The sequence below is a fragment of the Novosphingobium olei genome (genome assembly GCF_037076535.1).
GTDB lineage: Bacteria > Pseudomonadota > Alphaproteobacteria > Sphingomonadales > Sphingomonadaceae > Novosphingobium > Novosphingobium olei.
This window is the reverse complement of the sequence record NZ_AP029021.1, coordinates 3,713,188-3,730,069: the sequence shown is the minus strand read 5'-3', so window position 1 is coordinate 3,730,069 and position 16,882 is coordinate 3,713,188. Positions and strand designations below refer to the sequence as shown.

Annotated in this window: 15 protein-coding genes; 7 read left to right on the top strand and 8 right to left on the bottom strand. The window is 68.1% G+C overall.

Annotation, left to right across the window (positions count from 1 at the left end):
• Positions 1 to 55: 55 nt before the first annotated feature.
• Positions 56 to 970, bottom strand: coding sequence for a DMT family transporter (locus AACH40_RS17680; protein WP_338643502.1), 915 nt, complete (start codon positions 968 to 970; stop codon positions 56 to 58).
• Between the two features lie 92 nt (positions 971 to 1,062).
• Between AACH40_RS17680 and AACH40_RS17675 the strand changes: the two genes are divergently transcribed.
• Together AACH40_RS17675 and AACH40_RS17670 are read left to right on the top strand one after the other, a co-directional pair.
• Positions 1,063 to 2,175 carry an alkene reductase gene (locus tag AACH40_RS17675; protein WP_338643501.1) on the top strand — a complete coding sequence of 371 codons (1,113 nt, stop codon included), beginning with the start codon at positions 1,063 to 1,065 and terminating at the stop codon, positions 2,173 to 2,175.
• Positions 2,176 to 2,199: 24 nt separating this feature from the next.
• Complete coding sequence (locus AACH40_RS17670; RefSeq protein ID WP_169493891.1) at positions 2,200 to 3,081, top strand: aldolase/citrate lyase family protein; 882 nt, start codon at positions 2,200 to 2,202, stop codon at positions 3,079 to 3,081.
• A 9-nt stretch (positions 3,082 to 3,090) separates the two neighbouring features.
• Here the strand turns inward: AACH40_RS17670 and AACH40_RS17665 are convergent, their stop codons facing one another.
• Both AACH40_RS17665 and lipB read right to left on the bottom strand, forming a co-directional pair.
• Positions 3,091 to 3,408 (bottom strand): hypothetical protein, encoded by a 318-nt coding sequence (locus AACH40_RS17665; RefSeq protein WP_338643500.1) that lies wholly within the window; start codon positions 3,406 to 3,408, stop codon positions 3,091 to 3,093.
• Between the two features lie 14 nt (positions 3,409 to 3,422).
• Entirely contained in the window at positions 3,423 to 4,088 is a 666-nt protein-coding gene (gene lipB, locus AACH40_RS17660; protein ID WP_338643499.1) for a lipoyl(octanoyl) transferase LipB, read from the bottom strand.
• 98 nt (positions 4,089 to 4,186) lie between these two features.
• Between lipB and AACH40_RS17655 the strand changes: the two genes are divergently transcribed.
• Complete coding sequence (locus tag AACH40_RS17655; protein ID WP_338643498.1) at positions 4,187 to 4,993, top strand: hypothetical protein; 807 nt, start codon at positions 4,187 to 4,189, stop codon at positions 4,991 to 4,993.
• Between the two features lie 25 nt (positions 4,994 to 5,018).
• On the opposite strand, the gene AACH40_RS17650 is transcribed toward AACH40_RS17655, so the two are convergent.
• Positions 5,019 to 5,645 (bottom strand): class I SAM-dependent methyltransferase, encoded by a 627-nt coding sequence (locus AACH40_RS17650; protein ID WP_169493895.1) that lies wholly within the window; start codon positions 5,643 to 5,645, stop codon positions 5,019 to 5,021.
• A gap of 237 nt (positions 5,646 to 5,882) precedes the next feature.
• On the opposite strand from AACH40_RS17650, the gene AACH40_RS17645 reads away from it, so the two are divergent.
• Complete coding sequence (locus AACH40_RS17645; RefSeq protein WP_338646165.1) at positions 5,883 to 7,187, top strand: MFS transporter; 1,305 nt, start codon at positions 5,883 to 5,885, stop codon at positions 7,185 to 7,187.
• An 8-nt stretch (positions 7,188 to 7,195) separates the two neighbouring features.
• On the opposite strand, the gene AACH40_RS17640 is transcribed toward AACH40_RS17645, so the two are convergent.
• Positions 7,196 to 8,134, bottom strand: coding sequence for a CDP-alcohol phosphatidyltransferase family protein (locus AACH40_RS17640; RefSeq protein ID WP_338643497.1), 939 nt, complete (start codon positions 8,132 to 8,134; stop codon positions 7,196 to 7,198).
• A 139-nt stretch (positions 8,135 to 8,273) separates the two neighbouring features.
• Between AACH40_RS17640 and AACH40_RS17635 the strand changes: the two genes are divergently transcribed.
• From AACH40_RS17635 to AACH40_RS17625, 3 genes are all read left to right on the top strand, one after another.
• The gene (locus tag AACH40_RS17635; RefSeq protein ID WP_338643496.1) at positions 8,274 to 9,371 is read left to right on the top strand and encodes a CDP-alcohol phosphatidyltransferase family protein; all 1,098 of its coding nucleotides are present in this window, start codon (positions 8,274 to 8,276) and stop codon (positions 9,369 to 9,371) included.
• A 327-nt stretch (positions 9,372 to 9,698) separates the two neighbouring features.
• Positions 9,699 to 10,799 carry an inositol-3-phosphate synthase gene (locus AACH40_RS17630; RefSeq protein WP_169493898.1) on the top strand — a complete coding sequence of 367 codons (1,101 nt, stop codon included), beginning with the start codon at positions 9,699 to 9,701 and terminating at the stop codon, positions 10,797 to 10,799.
• A 75-nt stretch (positions 10,800 to 10,874) separates the two neighbouring features.
• A complete protein-coding gene (locus AACH40_RS17625; protein ID WP_338643495.1) occupies positions 10,875 to 11,624 on the top strand; it encodes an NTP transferase domain-containing protein in 750 nt (249 codons plus the stop codon).
• Positions 11,625 to 12,654: 1,030 nt separating this feature from the next.
• On the opposite strand, the gene purH is transcribed toward AACH40_RS17625, so the two are convergent.
• From purH to rpe, 3 genes are read right to left on the bottom strand one after another with little or no spacing between them, the layout of a single operon-like run.
• Positions 12,655 to 14,250, bottom strand: coding sequence for a bifunctional phosphoribosylaminoimidazolecarboxamide formyltransferase/IMP cyclohydrolase (gene purH, locus AACH40_RS17620; protein ID WP_338643494.1), 1,596 nt, complete (start codon positions 14,248 to 14,250; stop codon positions 12,655 to 12,657).
• Between the two features lie 11 nt (positions 14,251 to 14,261).
• Positions 14,262 to 16,136, bottom strand: a complete 1,875-nt coding sequence (locus AACH40_RS17615; protein ID WP_338643493.1) for a heparinase II/III family protein — start codon at positions 16,134 to 16,136, stop codon at positions 14,262 to 14,264.
• Between the two features lie 4 nt (positions 16,137 to 16,140).
• Entirely contained in the window at positions 16,141 to 16,803 is a 663-nt protein-coding gene (gene rpe, locus AACH40_RS17610; RefSeq protein WP_169493902.1) for a ribulose-phosphate 3-epimerase, read from the bottom strand.
• Between the last annotated feature and the right edge of the window lie 79 nt (positions 16,804 to 16,882).

Here is a 16,882-nt window from a genome sequence, read left to right as displayed (position 1 = left end):
GGACTCTCCGGCAGTCAAACTGGTTGCACCTGCTACCAGTCGAGCTCCCTTGCCGCTAGCCCGCTTTCTTGGGGCTGTCGCCCAACCGCGCCAGCACCAGCGCCGCGGCCACGAGCATCATGCCGAACGCATCGAGCGCGCCCAGCGTCTCGCCGAACGCGAACCAGCCGGCAAGCACTGAAACGGCAGGTTGCGTCAGCAGGGCCAAGCCGATGACCAGCGGCGGGAAGTGGCGCAGGGCATAGACCAGCAGCCCCTGCCCCACGATCTGGCTGCCAAGGGTGAGCGCGATCAGCGGCCACCAGTTGTGCGGCATGACCCGCTCGCCCAGCGACAGGGCGATGGCAAGCAGGACGGGGGCCCCGGCAAGGCTAGAATGGAACAGCAGCGCCCAGCTGCCGAAGCGTTCGCGGCCGCGCTGCAGCAGCAGGATGTAGAAGGTGTAGAAGAACCCGGCCAGGATACAGAACAGGTCGCCCACCAGCGTCGCATGGTCGATCTCCAGCGAGCGGCCGAGCAGGATGGCCGACCCGGCCAGCGCGGCAACGATCGCGATCACCTCCATGCGGCGGGGCGACCGGCGCGCGGCGATCACCCCCCAGGCCATCAGGATCAGGCTGCCTGAATTGCCGAACAGCGAGGCGTTGCCAAGGCGCGTGCGAGCAATGCCGATATGCCAGCTTGCGAGGTCGAGCGCGAAGAGCACGCCGGCGGCCGCCACTGCAACCCACGCCGCGCGGCCCATGCCGGTCAACGGCTGGCGGCTGCGGTTGGCCAAAAGCGCGAGCAGGGGAAGGGCCAGCGCCAGACGCCAGAAACCCGAGGCAACCGGCCCGGTATCGGCCAGCCGCACCGACCACGGGCCGAGTGCCAGCGCCACGTTGCCACCGAGCAGCGCCAGGAAATGGCGCGCGGTCGGCTGACCGGAAGACATCGCAGTGGCGCCAGGGCCCTTGCCGAGGGTTGACATGGGGGACGGGTTTCCCGCTAAACAGGTTGCAAAAGGAAACGGGAAATCTCGTGTCCTCGTCCTTGTCATTTCATCCCGCGAAGGTCTTGTCCATGCACGATTCCCTGTTCCAGCCGATCCAGCTCGGCGCGATTGCCGCACCAAACCGCATCCTGATGGCGCCCTGCACCCGCATGCGCGCCGACGACAACTTCGTGCCGACCGAGATCATGGCGAAGTACTACGCCCAGCGCGCCGATGCCGGGCTGATCATCACCGAAGCGACCGGCATCAGCCGCGAAGGGCTCGGCGCGGCCCGTGCGCCGGGGATCTGGAACCAAGCGCAGGTCGAAGCGTGGAAGCCGATCACCGAAGCGGTGCACAAGGCGGGCGGCCGCATCGTGTGCCAGCTGTGGCACATGGGGCGCATCGTCCACCCCTGGTTCCTTGGCGGCGAGCCGCCCGTCTCGGCCTCGGCCACCCGGCTGGAGGAAGGCATGGCGCACACCCCGGCGGGGCGCTTCCCCTACGAAACCGCGCGCCCCCTGCGCATCGACGAAATGCCGCGGATCGTCGAGGACTATGCCCTTGCCACGCGCAACGCGCGCGAAGCCGGCTTCGATGGCGTGCAGCTTCATGCCGCGAATGGCTACCTGATCGACCAGTTCCTGCGTTCGAGCACCAACCTGCGCGATGACGATTACGGCGGCCCGGCCGAAAACCGCGTGCGCCTGCTGCGCGAAGTGCTGCAGGGCATCGTGTCGGCATGGGACGCGCCGCATGTTTCGGTCCGCCTTTCGCCCAACGGGGACAGCCAGGGCGCGGACGATCCGGATCCGGCAACGCTGTTCGCGCACGCGGCGCAGGTCGTGCAGGATGCGGGCGCCGCGTTCCTCGAACTGCGCCAGCCGGGGCCGGACGGCACTTATGGTTCGACCACCGTGCCGCAGCAGGACGCGGTGATCCGTTCGATCTACAAGGGCCCGCTGGTGCTCAACAGCGACTACACCGCCGAAGCTGCCGCGCAGGATGTCGCCTCGGGCCGCTGCGACGCGGTGAGCTGGGGCCGGCTCTACCTGTCGAATCCCGACCTTGCCACGCGCATCCGCAAGGGCGCGACGCTCAACCCCAACAAGGGCGCGCCCAAAACGTGGTACTATCCCAGCGAGGAAGGGTATACGGACTACCCGACGCTCGAACAGGAAGCCGCGGGGGCTGCTGCCTGACGGAGCGAGAGGGAGAGATCACGCGTGCGCATTCCACGGTCCTGGCTGTTCGTCCCCGGCGACAGCGAGAAGAAGTTGGCCAAGGGCCCGGAAACAGGCGCGCACGCGCTGATCGTCGATCTTGAAGATGCCGTCGCGCCTTCGGCGAAGGCCGAGGCGCGGCGCGTCACGCGCAACTGGCTCGAAGCACACAAGCGGCAGGTGACCATGCGCAAGCAGGTCCACTGGGTGCGGATCAACGCGGTCGACACCGGGCTCTGGCGCGACGACCTTGGCGCCGTGATGCCCGGTGCGCCCGCCGGAATCATGGTGCCCAAGGCCGACGGGCCCGAACAGGTGCGCATGATCGCGGCCGAAATCTACGAGCTGGAACAGCGCAACGGCATTCCCAACGGCCAGACCAAGGTGCTGCCGCTGGTCAGCGAAACGCCGCGCGCGGCGATCACCATCGCCGATTATGCCACCAGCCCGATGCCGCGCCTGGCCGGCCTGACCTGGGGGGCAGAGGATCTCGGCGCGGAACTGGGCGCTTCGCGCAAGCGGGATGCCGCCGGCCTGTGGACCGATGCCTTCCGCTATGTCCGGGCGCAGACGCTGTTGGTGGCCCACGCTGCCGGGGTCTGGGCGATCGACACGCTGCACGCCGATTTCCGCGACGAGGAAGGCCTGCGCCAGGCCGCGCTGGCCGCCAAGGGCGACGGGTTTGCCGGCATGCTGGCGATCCACCCCGCGCAAGTCCCGATCATCAACGCGGCCTTCGCGCCGAGCGAGGCGGAGCTGGACGAAGCGCACGCCATCGTCGAAGCCTTTGCCGGCAATCCGGGCGCGGGAACCCTGCAGCTCAACGGGCGGATGATCGACCAGCCGCACCTGCGCCAGGCGAAGGCGCTGCTCGGGATCGACTGAGGCGCGGCCTCAGTTGGCGGGCGGCGGCGGCGATGCTGCAGCAGGAGCGGCGGCGGGCGCCGGCGCTTCCGCTTCGGGTTCATCGGCGGCGCCGCTGGCATCGTCCGCCGGAGCCTTGGCCGTCTTCGCCCCGGCGCTCGGCTGCACCGGCTGAAGTGGCGGCTCGGATGTCGAGGTGTCGAGGTTGATCATCGAATCGCTGACCGTGCCGGGCAGGACTTCGCCACCGGCCGCCTGCGCGGCATTGCCGTCGTCCTTCTTGCCGCAGGCCGAAAGCGCCAGCACCGCCAGCGGCGCGAATAGGAAAAGGCGGGCGGGCAGGTGCATCGTGCGAAATCCTGTCATGATGCCGGAGGGCAGGCGACGTCTAGCTTGGCCAGGAACGCCCCGGCGCGGGCCAGCAATGCCGCATCGAAGGCCTCCGGCGCAACCGTCAGGCCAAGATCGGCAAGGCTGGTAACCCCGAATTCCTCGATCCCGCACGGCACGATCCCGCCGAAGTGGGCAAGATCGGGCGACAGGTTGACCGAAAACCCGTGCATGGTGACCCAGCGCCGGATGCGCACGCCGATCGCGCCGATCTTGGCTTCGCGGCCGTCGCGCCCGTTGGTCCAGATGCCCACGCGCCCTTCGGCACGCCAGCTTTCGACGCCGAAATCGCTCAGCGTATCGATCACCCAGCCTTCCAGCGCATGGACGAAGCCGCGCACGTCGCGCGCGCGCTTGCGCAGGTCGATCAGGACATAGCCCACGCGCTGCCCGGGTCCGTGATAGGTATAGCGCCCGCCGCGCCCGGCCTCGACCACCTCGAATCGCGGATCGAGCAGCTCGTCCGCCGCCGCGCTGGTGCCGGCCGTATAAACGGGCGGATGTTCCAGCAGCCAGATCAGCTCGCCCGCGCGGCCTTCGGCGATTTCGGCATTGCGCGTCGCCATGGCGTCGAGCGCGACGCGATAGGGCACCGGTTGCGCCTCGCGCCGCACTTCGAGATCGGAAGGAAGATCCATGCCGCCTGCGATGGTGCTTCGTCCGTAAAAGTGCAAGGGGGTGCGCTCCCCCTGCGAGCCTGCTAGAACCGGGCCGCTTCCAAGGATATGACGCCCCCGTGACGACACTCGACAGCAGCACCGCCTGGTCCAGCGCCACGCGCATGGTCGCGGCCAACCGCGACGTGCTCGCGCCGATCGCGGGCGTGTTCTTCTTCCTGCCGGGCCTGATCGGCGCGATCTTCGTGCCCGCCCCGGCGGTGCAGAGCGGCATGAACGAAGCGCAGATGATCGATGCGATGCAGTCCTATTACGCCGGTTCGCTGCCGCTGCTGATCCTGCTGTCGCTGATTCCCATGGCGGGGATGCTGACGATGCTGGTGGCGATGATCGATGCCAGCCGGCCGACCATTGGCGAAGCCATCCGCCGCAGCTTCCGCGCCCTTCCCGCCTACTTCGCCGGGCAGCTGCTCGTCGCGCTGGCGCTGACGCCGGCGGTGCTGCTGATCGTCGGCCTGCTAGGCGCGGTCCTGCCCGCGGCGCTGGCGGTGGCGATCGCCATGGCGGTGCTGCTGTGGCCGGTGATGCGCACGATGCTGATCGGCCCGATCCTGGCCAGCGGGCGGGAACGCTCGCCCATCGCCGCGATCCGCGAAAGCATGCGCCTGACGCGGGGCAACAGCGGCCGGATGCTCGCCTTCATCGGGCTCGCCGGGTTCCTGTTCCTGGTCGTCTATGGCCTGGTGATGATGGTCGTGGGCGTGGTGCTGGTGCTGGTCAGCGGGGGAGAGCCGCAGCGCGTGCTGGCCGAGGCGATCTCGGGCGTGCTGATTGCCGCGGCCTATACCTACTTCGTGGCGATCCTCGCCGCGATCCACGAACAGCTGGCCGGCCCCGACGCGACGCCCGCCTCGACCTTCGGCTGACCTTTCCGGCCAGCCTTGCGAAGCCCTATTCCTTCCAGCCCCAGCTGATCACGCAGGGCGGCACGTTCACCGGCTCGAACCCCTTGTCGATGTGGCGGAAATACTTGCCCATCAGCGTCCGCGCACGGGCGGTGTACTGATAGACGAGGAAGGCCCCGCCCGGGCGCAGCACGCGGTGCGTTGCCGCCATGATCGCCGGCCCCACGCCTTCGGGCAGGGTCGAGAACGGCAGGCCCGACAGGACGTAGTCGGCATGATCGAAACCGTGCGCACGCACGATTTCCTCGACATCGGCCGCCGAACCGTTGACCGCGATGAAGCGGCTGTCACCGATCGTGCGCGACAGGTAGGCGATGAAATCGGGGTTGGTGTCGATCACGATCAGCCGGCCATCGCGGCGCAGCTTTTCCAGCACGGGACGGCAGAAGGTGCCCACGCCGGGGCCATATTCGACGAACAGCCGGCACTGGTCCCAATCGACACGCGACAGCACGCGTTCGATCGTGCGGCGCGACGACGGGACGATCGCCCCCACCATCACCGGGTGCTTGACGAAGCCCTTGAAGAAGATGCCGGCGGGCCCGAGCATCTGTTCCGCCTTGCGCTTCGCCCGGTGCAGAATGGGACGACGCGCAGCTTGCGTGGAAGTCATCGTGGCGGAACACCCTTCAAATCAACGTGACACGAGCGCGTCGCAAATTTGTCTTCGCATTGCAAGCGCGCTGCGACGATCCTACCGAGGAAGGAATGAACCGGATGTGACAGGATCTCGAAGTCCGTCACGTTCGAAGGGAGAGCAAACCGCGTGAATCAGACCGGTATCCACGGCCCTGCCGCCGAAGCGGGCGTCCCTGCCGCGCTCGCCAGCCAGCATCTGCCGCGCGGCCGCATGGCGCTGCTCTTCGCGGTGATGCTGACCACGGCGGCGGGCAATACCGCGATGCAATCGGTCATGCCCTCGATCGGCACGCACCTTGGCATCGCCGACGTGTGGGTGAGCCTCGCCTATTCGTGGTCGGCGCTGCTTTGGATGCTGCTCGCCCCGTTCTGGGCGCGCCGGTCCGACCGCCGCGGCCGCAAGGCGATGATGAGCCTTGGCATGGGCGCCTTCGCGCTGTCGTTCGCGCTGTGCGGCACGGTCCTGTTCTTCGGCCTGCGTGGCATGTTCACCGGGCTTTCGACGATCCTCCTCTTCGCGCTCGCCCGCTCGCTCTACGGCGGTTTCGGCTCGGCAGCACCCCCGGCGGTGCAGGCCTATGTCGCCAGCCGCACCAGCCGCGAAGAGCGGACCAAGGCGTTGAGCCTCGTCTCCTCCAGCTTCGGCCTCGGCACGGTGCTCGGCCCGGCGCTTGCGCCGCTCCTGATCCTGCCGGGGCTGGGGCTGGTCGGCCCTTTCGCGCTGTTCGCGCTGTTCGCGGTCGGCGTGCTGGTCACCCTGCGGCTGCGCCTCCCCGACGATGCGCCGAGCTATGCCGGGCGGGGCGAGATCATGGAGGAGCCGTTCAGCCCATCGTCGAACCCGCGCATGGTCGATGACGATCCCGACGGATCGCCGGATTCGCTGCCCGAGGCCGAACCCCGGCACACCGATGCCAGCCGGCTGCGCTGGGGCGATCGCCGGATTCGCGCGTGGCTGCTGATCGGCACGCTCGGCGGGCAGGCGCAGTCGATCCTGCTCGGCCTGATCGGTTTCCTCCTGCTCGACCGGCTCGGCCTGCGCCACCAGCCCGACGTTGCCGCCGGCTCGATCGGGCTGGTGCTGATGTGCGGCGCGGTCGCCACGCTGCTCGCGCAATGGGGCCTGATCCCCACGCTCGGTCTCGGCCCGCGCACGTCCACGCTGTGGGGCATGGGGCTGTGCTGCGCGGGCGTGATCCCGATGGCGCTGGGTCGCGATCTGCACACCATCGCCACCGGCTTTGCCATCTGCTCGCTGGGCTTCGGCCTGTTCCGCCCCGGCTTCACCTCGGGCGCCAGCCTTGCCGTCACGCGGGCGGAACAGGGGCAATCGGCCGGGATCGTCGCCGCCGTCAACGGATCGGCCTACATCGTCACGCCGGCGATCGGGGTGTTCCTCTACAACCACTCCGCCTGGCTCGCCTGGGCGCTGGTCGAAGCGCTGGCGGTGGGCGTGCTGGCGATCGGCCTCGGCATGATCAAGCCGGACAGCCCCGAAACCGAACGGCGACGCTGAACTTTCGCTCAGGCGGCGGCAATGCGCATGGCGACGCGCCGCGCGGCGGCATTGTGCAGCCGCACCGCGACGACCAGCAGCAGGTTGAGCACGATCGTCTGGTAGATGAAGTAGTACAGCGGGCTGCCCGCGATCATACCGATCCCGAGCACGATGGCGCGCGGGTTGGGGCCCAGGAACTTGAGCAGCAGCAGCAGCGGGCGCTGTTCCTTCTGCACTTCGGCGCGGATCTGCGCCAGGCGCGCCGGATCATCCTTCATCGCCGCGGTCACCGCCGCATCGACCTGCAGCGCCCAAGGGCTCATGCCCGAAGCAAGGCGCAGGTAGCCGCGCACGAAGCCCCGCAGGATCCACGAAACGCCGCGCTTGTCCTTGAACAACGCGCCGTCATCCTTTGCCGAATTGTTCAGCCACGGCACGCCATAGGTCCAGTACTGGTAGAACCGGCGCTGCACCTCGACGAAGTTCGACTGCACCACGTGGCTGGCCCCGGCGGCCAGCGTCCAGAACCATGCCCAGCCCGGGCCGAGCGCGCGCGTCAGCACGAAGGCGAGCAGGACGTAGAGCACGATGTGGCTGGCGTAGTCGCAGATGCCGTCGACCAGCTCGCCCAGCGGGCTGGTCTTGCCGGTGATCCGGGCAAGGTCGCCGTCGGCGCCATCGACCACGTGCCACGTCATGTGCAGCGCCATGCCGATGAACGCGCCCGCCGGCCAGGCCAGTCCCCAGTAGCAGAACCCTGCCGCCACCACGCACAGGCCGCCGATCACGCTGACCATGTTGGGGGTGATCGGGGTCGGCGCCAGTCGCCGCGCAAGCTGCCAGGCCAGCGGATGATAGACATAGTGGTTGAGCGCGTCCTGCAGTTCGCGCGGACGGCGCGGGCGCTGCGGCACCGGTCTGGGCCCGGCAGCGTGCCCGTCTCCAGCCTTGCTCACGCCGTTCATTCGCAATCCCTGTCCATCTTGACGAGCGTTCGACCAACCGCCTTGTCGCTGGCCGATCCGTTCCTATAGTTTCCTTCGAATAGCCCGAACGCGCCGCACCGCAAGGGACGGCGGCAATTGGCGTGCTCTGGGAGAGGCGATGTCCACGCTTTCCTTCGTGATCGAGGCGACAGCCTTCCTGCGCCAGCGGGTCGCGGGCCTCAGCGGCCTTGCCCGCACCCTGATCCTCGCCGATCTCGCCGGTGCCGACCGCATCGTGATCGTGGCCGATGCGCCGGTCGAACGCGACTGGCAGACCAGCTTTGCCGATCGTGGACGCCCACTGCCCCGGATCGAGATCGTGCGCCAACACGATGACGGCGCTTCCGGGGCGCGCGAAGTGCGCGTGCCGGGGGACGTGCTGCTCACGCCCGAAGGCATCGCCTGGCTGCGCGACGAAGGCGCCCGGTCGCTGGTCGCCGGGCGCCACTTCCACGTCGGCCGCGATCCCGCCGCGCTCACCCGCGCGATCCTTGCCGATACGGTCAAGCCCACCGACGGCTGGGTCTGCCGCCGGCTCAACCGCCCGATCTCGAACCGCATCTCGATGGTCCTGCTGCGGTTCGGCGTTGGGCCGATGCCGGTCACCTGGTTCACCCTCGGTCTATCGGCGCTGATGGTCGCAATCCTCGTGCAGGGTGGCTGGACCGCCTTCGCGCTCGGCGGACTGCTGTACCAGGCGGTCTCGGTGATCGATGGCGTCGATGGGGAAATCGCGCGGGCCAGCTTTCGCTTCTCCGCCCGTGGCGCGATGCTCGACACCGCATGCGACATGATCGCCAACTTCGGCTTTGCCATCGGCCTGATGACGGGGCTGATCCGCAGCGAAGGGCCCGAACACATCAGCTTTGCCGTCGCCATCGTCATGCTGCTGGCCTCGGGCATCGTGCTGATGCTCTCGCTGCTCCGCCTCGGGCCGCGCAAGGGCAGCTTCGACGTGTTGCGCGCCGCGCTGACCGAGCGGCTGCACCGCCACCGGCGGCTGCAGAAGCTGGTGCTCGGCGCGGAACGGCTGTTCAAGCGCGATGTCTACGTGCTGGTCGGGTGCCTTGCCTGCCTCGCCGGTCTTGCCCCGCTGTTGCCGCCGGTGATCGTCGGGGGCCTTGCCGTGTGGATCGCGGCGATCTGCTGGTGCGCGCCGCTTATCGCAACCGATCGGACCGGCCGGCTGCTGCCCCCGCATCTGCGCATGCCGTGACGAACCGGGCGATGTCCCGCGTGCAAAAATTCACAAGGACGCGCCCCGGGGAATGCTGCACACGCGCAATCGCGGGGGCATGGCGGTGGCAAAGGATTTGCGCTAATGCGCGCGTTATCCATGGATGGATCGCGATCCGGTCCCCCTTTGCTCTCGCAGTTGCAGCGCGCTGCCTGGCGAGAGACGACACGCGGGGGTGAATCGTGGAAGCGTGACAGACGGGAAATTTTCTTGCAATAGCCGGCCAATTTCCGGATTGAGGCAATTTAGTGACAGCGCGCGGGGCTCAACCGGGCAAGCAGCGCCTGTGTGAAGGGACATGAGTACATGAAGCCAATAAAGGTCGCGGTGATCGGGGTCGGCAACTGCGCCAGCTCGCTCGTCCAAGGCGTCTACTTCTACCGCAACAACAACTCGACCAACGGCCTGATCCACGACCGCATCGGCGGCTATGGCGCCGGTGACGTCGAGTTCGTGCTGGGCGTCGATGTCGATGCACGCAAGGTCGGCAAGGACATTTCGGAAGCGATCTTCGCTGCACCGAACTGCACCGCCGTTTTCCATGCCGATGTTCCCGCCACCGGCGGCAAGGTCATCATGGGCAAGATTCTCGATGGCGTCGCCGATCACATGACCGGCATGGGCGAGCGCGGCTTCATCGTCGCCGACCAGCCCGAAGCGACCCACGAAAGCATCGTCGCCGCGCTCAAGGAATCGGGCGCCGAAGTGCTCCTCAACTTCCTGCCCGTCGGTTCGCAGACCGCCACCGAATTCTACATGGAATGCGCGCTCGAAGCGGGCGTCGCGGTGGTCAACTGCATGCCGGTGTTCATCGCCTCCACGCCGGAATGGGAATCGAAGTTCCGCGCCAAGCGCATCCCGATCGTGGGTGACGACATCAAGGCGCAGGTCGGTGCGACGATCGTGCACCGCGTGCTGTCGAGCCTGTTCGGCGCCCGTGGCGTGCAGGTCGAAAAGACCTACCAGCTCAACACCGGCGGCAACACCGACTTCATGAACATGCTCGACCGCCAGCGTCTGGGCAGCAAGAAGGAATCGAAGACCGAGGCGGTGCAGGCCATGCTCGCCCAGCGTCTCGAGGACGAGAACATCCACGTCGGCCCGTCGGACTACGTTCCCTGGCAGAAGGACAACAAGCTGTGCTTCCTTCGCCTCGAAGGTTCGCAGTGGGGCAACGTGCCGATGAACCTCGAACTCCGCCTCTCGGTGGAAGACAGCCCGAACTCGGCCGCTTGCGTGATGGATGCGATCCGTTGCTGCAAGGTCGCGCTCGATCGCGGCGAAGGTGGTGCGCTGATCGGCCCGTCGGCCTACTTCTGCAAGCACCCGCCGCAGCAGTTCAACGACGACACCGCCGCGCAGATGGTCGAGGAATTCATCTCCGACACCGCGCTGGCCGCCGAGTAACACCGGCCCAGTCGTCTGGTATCAGAAGCGGCGCCGGTCACCCGACCGGCGCCGCTTCGCGTTGAAGGAAGCCCGATGGACGCCCTGATCATCGCCGCCGGCTATGGCAGCCGCCTGGCCGAAATCTCCCCCTCCAAGCCGCTCACCCCGGTCTGCGGCGTGCCGCTGATCGAAATCGGCATCCGCCAGGCGATGATTGCCGGCGTCACCCGCGTCGTCGTCGTCACCGGCCACCGCGCCGACATGGTCGAAGCCGCCCTCGCCGACATTTCGCTCAGACTCGGCATCGAAGTCGTGCCGGTGCGCCTTGCCGACTGGTCCACGCCCAACGGCCACTCGGTCATGGCCGGCGCCACCCGCTGCGATGGCGATTATCTGCTGATGATGGCCGACCACATGTTCGAAGCTGACATCCTTGCCCGCCTGCTCGCCGAAGGCGCGCCCGATCGCGGAGTCACCCTCGCCATCGACCGCCGCGTCGACAACCCGCTGGTCGATCCCGACGATGCCACCTGGGTGCGCATGGACGACGATGGTCGCATCCTTGCCATCGGCAAGACCATCGCCCCCTATGATGCGGTCGATTGCGGCGCCTTCCTCGCCACGCCCGAACTCGCCCAAGCGATCCGCGAAGCCATTGCCGCCGGCAAGTCCGGCTCGCTGTCCGACGGCATGCAGATCCTCGCCGACAAGGGCCGCGCCGCGACCATGGACATCGACGACGCCTGGTGGATGGACGTCGACGACCCCCGCGCCCACGCCCTCGCCGAGGAACTCGCCCCCTGGCACCTGTCGCAAAGCTTCGCCGGAATGGGCGGGGAATAGAGAAGGCCCCAGCCCATTGCGCATCCGCAGGGTGGTGGAGGGTTGCGAGCGCGGCGGGGGCCAATAAGAAAAAGGCAGTCCTTCGACAAGCTTAGGACAGACGAGGGTTGGGAAGGCAGCACATGCCCTCACCATTTAACGTCATCCCAGCGAAGGCTGGGATCGCTGGCCACCAAGCGCGCCAACCGTTCCGCAAACCGAGAGCGATGCCAGCCTGCGCTGGCATGACGGCCTTGGAAGCAAGAACCCCCCTCCCCCCAAACCGCCTGCCCTGAGCCTGTCGAAGGGCCGCCCTTGTTATTCGAAGCGCAACAGCGAGAGAGGGCGTAACCCCACCCCACAGTGCTTGGCCAGCGCCGGAAGACGTCCCGGAAGCGCGAGGGGGTGACCCCCTCGCATCTATCATTGTACTAACTCAACCTTGACAAAACGTACCATATAGGTTATACGCCCGCCCACGGACCGGGAGCGGCATGGCCGGCTTGCTCTTCGCTCCTTCGGGCCAATCTCCACGATGGGAAAGGCCCGACGCGACCGGCGCGGGTCGGCGCTGCGGGAGGCCGCTGCCTCGGAAGCGGTCAGCGAGGGCGTTAAGCCCCAAGTCCCTCAGGGCAACCCAACGCCACTGCAACGGACGGGCGGATGTGGTGCGGTGGTTCAACCGCGTGGCTGCGCTCCCTTGCGAGTCCGGTTCCAGTCCGGTCCGGCCCCTTCATGCGGCCGCGACCAATCCCGGAACTTATCCTCGTGGGACTTATCGCTACGGACCGGGCCGCCTTGCGAGCCGCCGCCCGGGTTTCGAGCCCCCGTCCGAATTCAGGCTGAGCCGATCCGGGATAGCCAACGCCCCGCCGGCCACTCGCCACAGCGTTCCTCTTGCCCTCCACGCGCAAGCGCCACGCATGGCGCCCGCGCCGGTCGCGCAGGTCCGTACACTTCCCAACGGCGTCATCGTCCGGGCTCGCCGCCGGATATCCCTCTGTGTACGCGAGGCGCGCCCCATCCCGGGTGGGACGGGGCGGCGCGCTTGTCAGTGGCGGAAGTGGCGCATGCCGGTGAAGACCATGGCGAGGCCGGCTTCGTCCGCCGCCTTGATCACGTCTTCATCGCGGATCGAGCCGCCGGGCTGAATCACGCAGGTCGCACCCGCTTCGACTGCCGCCATCAGGCCGTCGGCGAAGGGGAAGAACGCATCCGAAGCGACTGCCGACCCGTTGGTGCGCGGCTCGGCCCAGCCGTGCGTCTCGGCCGCTTCCCTGGCCTTGGCCGCAGCGATGCGCGAGGAATCGCGGCGGTTCATCTGGCCTGCGCCGATGCCGGCGGTGACGCCATCCTTGGCATAGACGATGGCGTTCGACTTGACGTGCTTGGCCACGGTCCAGGCGAACAGCGCGTCGGCCAGTTCCTGCTCCGTCGGCGCGCGCTTGGTGACGACCTTGAGATCGTCCAGGCCGATCTTGCCGGTATCGCGATCCTGCACCAGCAGGCCGCCGGCGATCGGCACGGTGTTCAGCCCCGCGCGGTTCGCATCGGGCAGCGCATCGACCAGCAGCAGGCGCAGGTTCTTCTTGCGCGCGAAGGCCTGCTTGGCCGCATCGTCCGCGCCGGGCGCGACGACGACTTCGGTGAAGATCTCGCAGATCGCATTGGCGGTCGGGCCATCGAGCGGCACGTTGGTGGCAACGATGCCACCGAAGGCCGAGACCGAATCGCAGGCGAGCGCCGCATTCCACGCATCGAGCAGCGTGTCCGCACTGGCGACGCCGCAGGGATTGGCGTGCTTGACGATCACCACCGTGGGCTTCGCGCTGTCGGTCGCGAATTCGGCCACGAGTTCGAGCGCGGCGTTGGCATCGTTGTAGTTGTTGTAGGACAACTCCTTGCCCTGCACCTGCGCGGCTTGGGGCAGGCCCGGCGTATCCGGATTGCGCGCGACGTAGAGCGCGGCCGACTGGTGCGGGTTCTCGCCATAGCGCAGCGTGGTGACGAGGCGGTGGGCCGAGGCAAGCACCGGCGGGAAGTGGTGCTGCTGGTCCACGCGGGCGAACCACTGCGAGATCGCCGCATCATAGGCGGCCGTCGCGGCATAGGCCTTCGCCGCCATGGCGCGGCGGAAGGCGAGCGTGCTCTTGCCGCCGGTCTGTTCCAGCTCCGCAAGGAAGGCGTCGTAGTCCGCCGCATCGGTCAGGATGGTCACGTACTGGTGGTTCTTGGCCGCCGAACGCACCATCGAGGGGCCGCCGATGTCGATGTTCTCGATCACCTCGTCGCGCTCGGCGCCCTTGGCGACGGTCGCCTCGAACGGGTAGAGATTGACGACCACGAGGTCGATCGCGCCGATTTCGTGTTCCGCCATCGCGGCGGCGTGTTCGGCATTGTCGCGCACGGCCAGCAGGCCGCCGTGGACCTTGGGGTGCAGCGTCTTGACGCGGCCGTCCATCATTTCGGGAAAGCCGGTGAGGTCGGACACATCCTTCACGTCCAGCCCCGCCTCGCGCAGCGCCTTGGCGGTGCCACCGGTCGAGACCAGCTCGACTCCGCGCGCGGCAAGCGCCTTGCCCAGATCGACCAAGCCGGTCTTGTCGGACACCGAAAGCAGCGCCCGCTTGATGGTAACGTCAGTCACGTCGATGAATCCTATCGCATCTTCTTGAGCAGCCAGGAGAACGTCTCCCCGCTGCGGGGAATCTTGGCCTGGACGACCAGTTGCCGGGTGCCGACCGGTCTGCCCTGGCCATCGGCCCACAGGCTTTCCTCGATCGTCACCGGATCGCGCCCGGAACGGAACTGCCACAGGCTGCCATCGGGAAGCGACAGCGTCACGCCAAGGCCATCCGCGCCTTGGGCGAGCTCGATATGCGGGCCGAGGTGAAAGCGCAAGGCAACGCCCACCGTGCCGCGCTTGCCCTTGCGGCCCGAGGCGATCAGCAGGTCTTCGCCGCGCAGCTCGGTGCCATCGTCGCGCAGGATCAGGATGCGCCGGTGCGTCAGGCCATAGCGCGCGACATAGCCATCGTGGCTCGCTTCGAGCCGCGTTGCCCCTGCACCGTTGTCGGCCGTCATCGTGCGGCGGTCGACCTCGACCGTGCCGACCCCCGCGCCCAGCGTGCCGTTGATCAGCACCGCGGTCGAATTGGTGTCGTCCAGCACCAGCGTGGAATGCGCCGCGCTCGCGCGCAGGCCCTGGGCCAGGCGCAGCGGGATCAGCCCGCCCGCCATCGCACCGCCGCCGCAGTTGACGATTAACCGCTCGCCCGCATGGCTGAATTCGAAGGCCAGCGTCGATGCGCAGCCGGTGCGCGCGTGGCGGGCCAGCGGCGGGGGCGCGGCGTCGAACTGCAGGATCGACTTCATCGCCGAAACGCGCTGGTATCCCCACTGGCGCGCATCGCGCAGCGGGCGGGTGCGCACGCCACTCGCGCGGATCAGCGTTTCGATGCGCGGCGCCGGGATCGCGCCGGCGCCCTGCCACGATCCCAGCGCCCCATCGCCGTGCAGCATGGCGAGCAGCGGCGGCACGAGCAGCGTCAGGATGGTGTCGAGTTGCGCGGGCGGATCGGCGCGAACCGCGGCGTAGCAGGCCTTGAGCAGCACGATCCGCTCGATCGCCTCGATCTGGCCCAGCGGGCTGCGCGACAGCAGGCCGCCGTCATCGCCCACCAGATCGCCCAGCGCGCGGATCAGCCCCGCCTCGCCAAACAGGCGGCGGGCATGGCCATCCTCGAACAGCAGCCCGGCGGCGGTGATCGCGGTCCAGGCGCAGACCTCGTCCAGCTTGTCGTCGGCCTTGGTCGCGTGGCGATCGAGCCAGCGCGCGGTTTCCGCCATGGCGGCCAGTGCGCGGGCGCGGAACTTGCGGTCGGTGCCCGAAAGGATCAGCGGGGCGTGAACCATCCATGCCAGCAGCCGGTGGCCGACATGCCCGACATTCCACGCAGGGCCGCTGGCGGGCCTGGGATTGGCGGTGAGCCAGGCCGAAAGGATGCGCTCGGCCACGGCGGTCGATTGCGCGCGCGGGCCCGCCGCCTCGAGATCGGAGAGCCAGGTGAAGCCGTGGATCAGCCGCTCCATCGGGGGCGAAAGATGCGCGCCGGTAAACTCGGTGTCGGCAATCGCGGTGCGCACGCCGAACAGCAGGAAATGCCCCGCCCGCAATGCCTTGCCGATGGCGGGATCGCCGGGAAGCGGGTTGTCGACGGTGGCGGTCAGCCGAATGCGCCCGCGCTTGCGAAACGGATTGAGCGCGCCCGGCGGCAACCCCATGCGATAGGCCCAGCGGACCAGACGTTCGCCCGTGCCCACCGCCGGCGGGCTGAAGTCGGCAAGCGCCAGCGCGCGGCCGGGTTCGATCACGGCGGGCTCGAACCGGGTCTCGACCTCGTCGTCGCTCACCAGCGTCGGGCTCGCTTCGCGCTGGCGGCCGAGCGGAATGGCCCGGCGCGACGGGTCCTGCGCCCCCTCGTCGAAGGCGGCAGGCGAACCACCATCTCCGGAGAGGTCCGCCCGGTCCATCGCGTCAGCCGTGGCCCTTCAGCGCCGCGATGTTCGCAGCGTAGCAATCGGGCCCGCCCTTGAAGCTGGCGGTGCCGGCCACCAGCACGTCGGCGCCGGCATCGGTGCACAGCCTGGCGGTCGTCACGTCGACCCCGCCATCGACTTCGAGGTGGATCGGCCGGCCGGTCTTGTCGATCATCTTGCGCACCGCCTCGATCTTGCGAAGCTGGCTGGAAATGAAGCTCTGCCCGCCGAAGCCGGGATTCACGCTCATGATCAGGACCAGGTCGATCTCGTCGATCAGGTAGTCGAGCATCTTGGCGGGCGTTGCCGGATTGAGCGAGATGCCCGCCTTCTTGCCCAGCCCCTTGATCGCCTGCACCGTGCGGTGGACGTGCGGTCCCGCTTCGGGATGGACGGTGATGATGTCCGCCCCCGCCGCCGCGAACGCTTCGAGGTAGGTGTCCACCGGCGAGATCATCAGGTGCACGTCGAACGGCTTTGCCGTGTGCGGGCGCAGCGCCTTCACCACGGCCGGGCCGATGGTGATGTTGGGCACGAAATGGCCGTCCATCACGTCGACGTGGATCCAGTCCGCACCGGCAGCGTCAATCGCGCGCACTTCCTCGCCCAGGCGGGCGAAGTCGGCGGAAAGGATCGAAGGCGAGATCAGCGGGGCAGTCATCGTCGGCAAGTCCAGTCGGAACGGTGGCGCTTTTCGGGCATGGCCTGTGGTTGCCGCGAAGGGCGGCAGCCGCTTCGGC

Excerpts from the sequence above, each read along its gene's own strand:
- AACH40_RS17680 (WP_338643502.1), bottom strand. The coding sequence starts at position 970 with ATGTCAACCCTCGGCAAGGGCCCTGGCGCCACTGCGATGTCTTCCGGT.
- AACH40_RS17675 (WP_338643501.1), top strand. The coding sequence starts at position 1,063 with ATGCACGATTCCCTGTTCCAGCCGATCCAGCTCGGCGCGATTGCCGCA.
- AACH40_RS17665 (WP_338643500.1), bottom strand. The coding sequence starts at position 3,408 with ATGCACCTGCCCGCCCGCCTTTTCCTATTCGCGCCGCTGGCGGTGCTG.
- lipB (WP_338643499.1), bottom strand. The coding sequence starts at position 4,088 with ATGGATCTTCCTTCCGATCTCGAAGTGCGGCGCGAGGCGCAACCGGTG.
- AACH40_RS17650 (WP_169493895.1), bottom strand. The coding sequence starts at position 5,645 with ATGACTTCCACGCAAGCTGCGCGTCGTCCCATTCTGCACCGGGCGAAG.
- AACH40_RS17645 (WP_338646165.1), top strand. The coding sequence starts at position 5,883 with ATGGCGCTGCTCTTCGCGGTGATGCTGACCACGGCGGCGGGCAATACC.
- AACH40_RS17640 (WP_338643497.1), bottom strand. The coding sequence starts at position 8,134 with ATGAACGGCGTGAGCAAGGCTGGAGACGGGCACGCTGCCGGGCCCAGA.
- AACH40_RS17635 (WP_338643496.1), top strand. The coding sequence starts at position 8,274 with ATGTCCACGCTTTCCTTCGTGATCGAGGCGACAGCCTTCCTGCGCCAG.
- AACH40_RS17630 (WP_169493898.1), top strand. The coding sequence starts at position 9,699 with ATGAAGCCAATAAAGGTCGCGGTGATCGGGGTCGGCAACTGCGCCAGC.
- AACH40_RS17625 (WP_338643495.1), top strand. The coding sequence starts at position 10,875 with ATGGACGCCCTGATCATCGCCGCCGGCTATGGCAGCCGCCTGGCCGAA.
- AACH40_RS17615 (WP_338643493.1), bottom strand. The coding sequence starts at position 16,136 with ATGGACCGGGCGGACCTCTCCGGAGATGGTGGTTCGCCTGCCGCCTTC.
- rpe (WP_169493902.1), bottom strand. The coding sequence starts at position 16,803 with ATGACTGCCCCGCTGATCTCGCCTTCGATCCTTTCCGCCGACTTCGCC.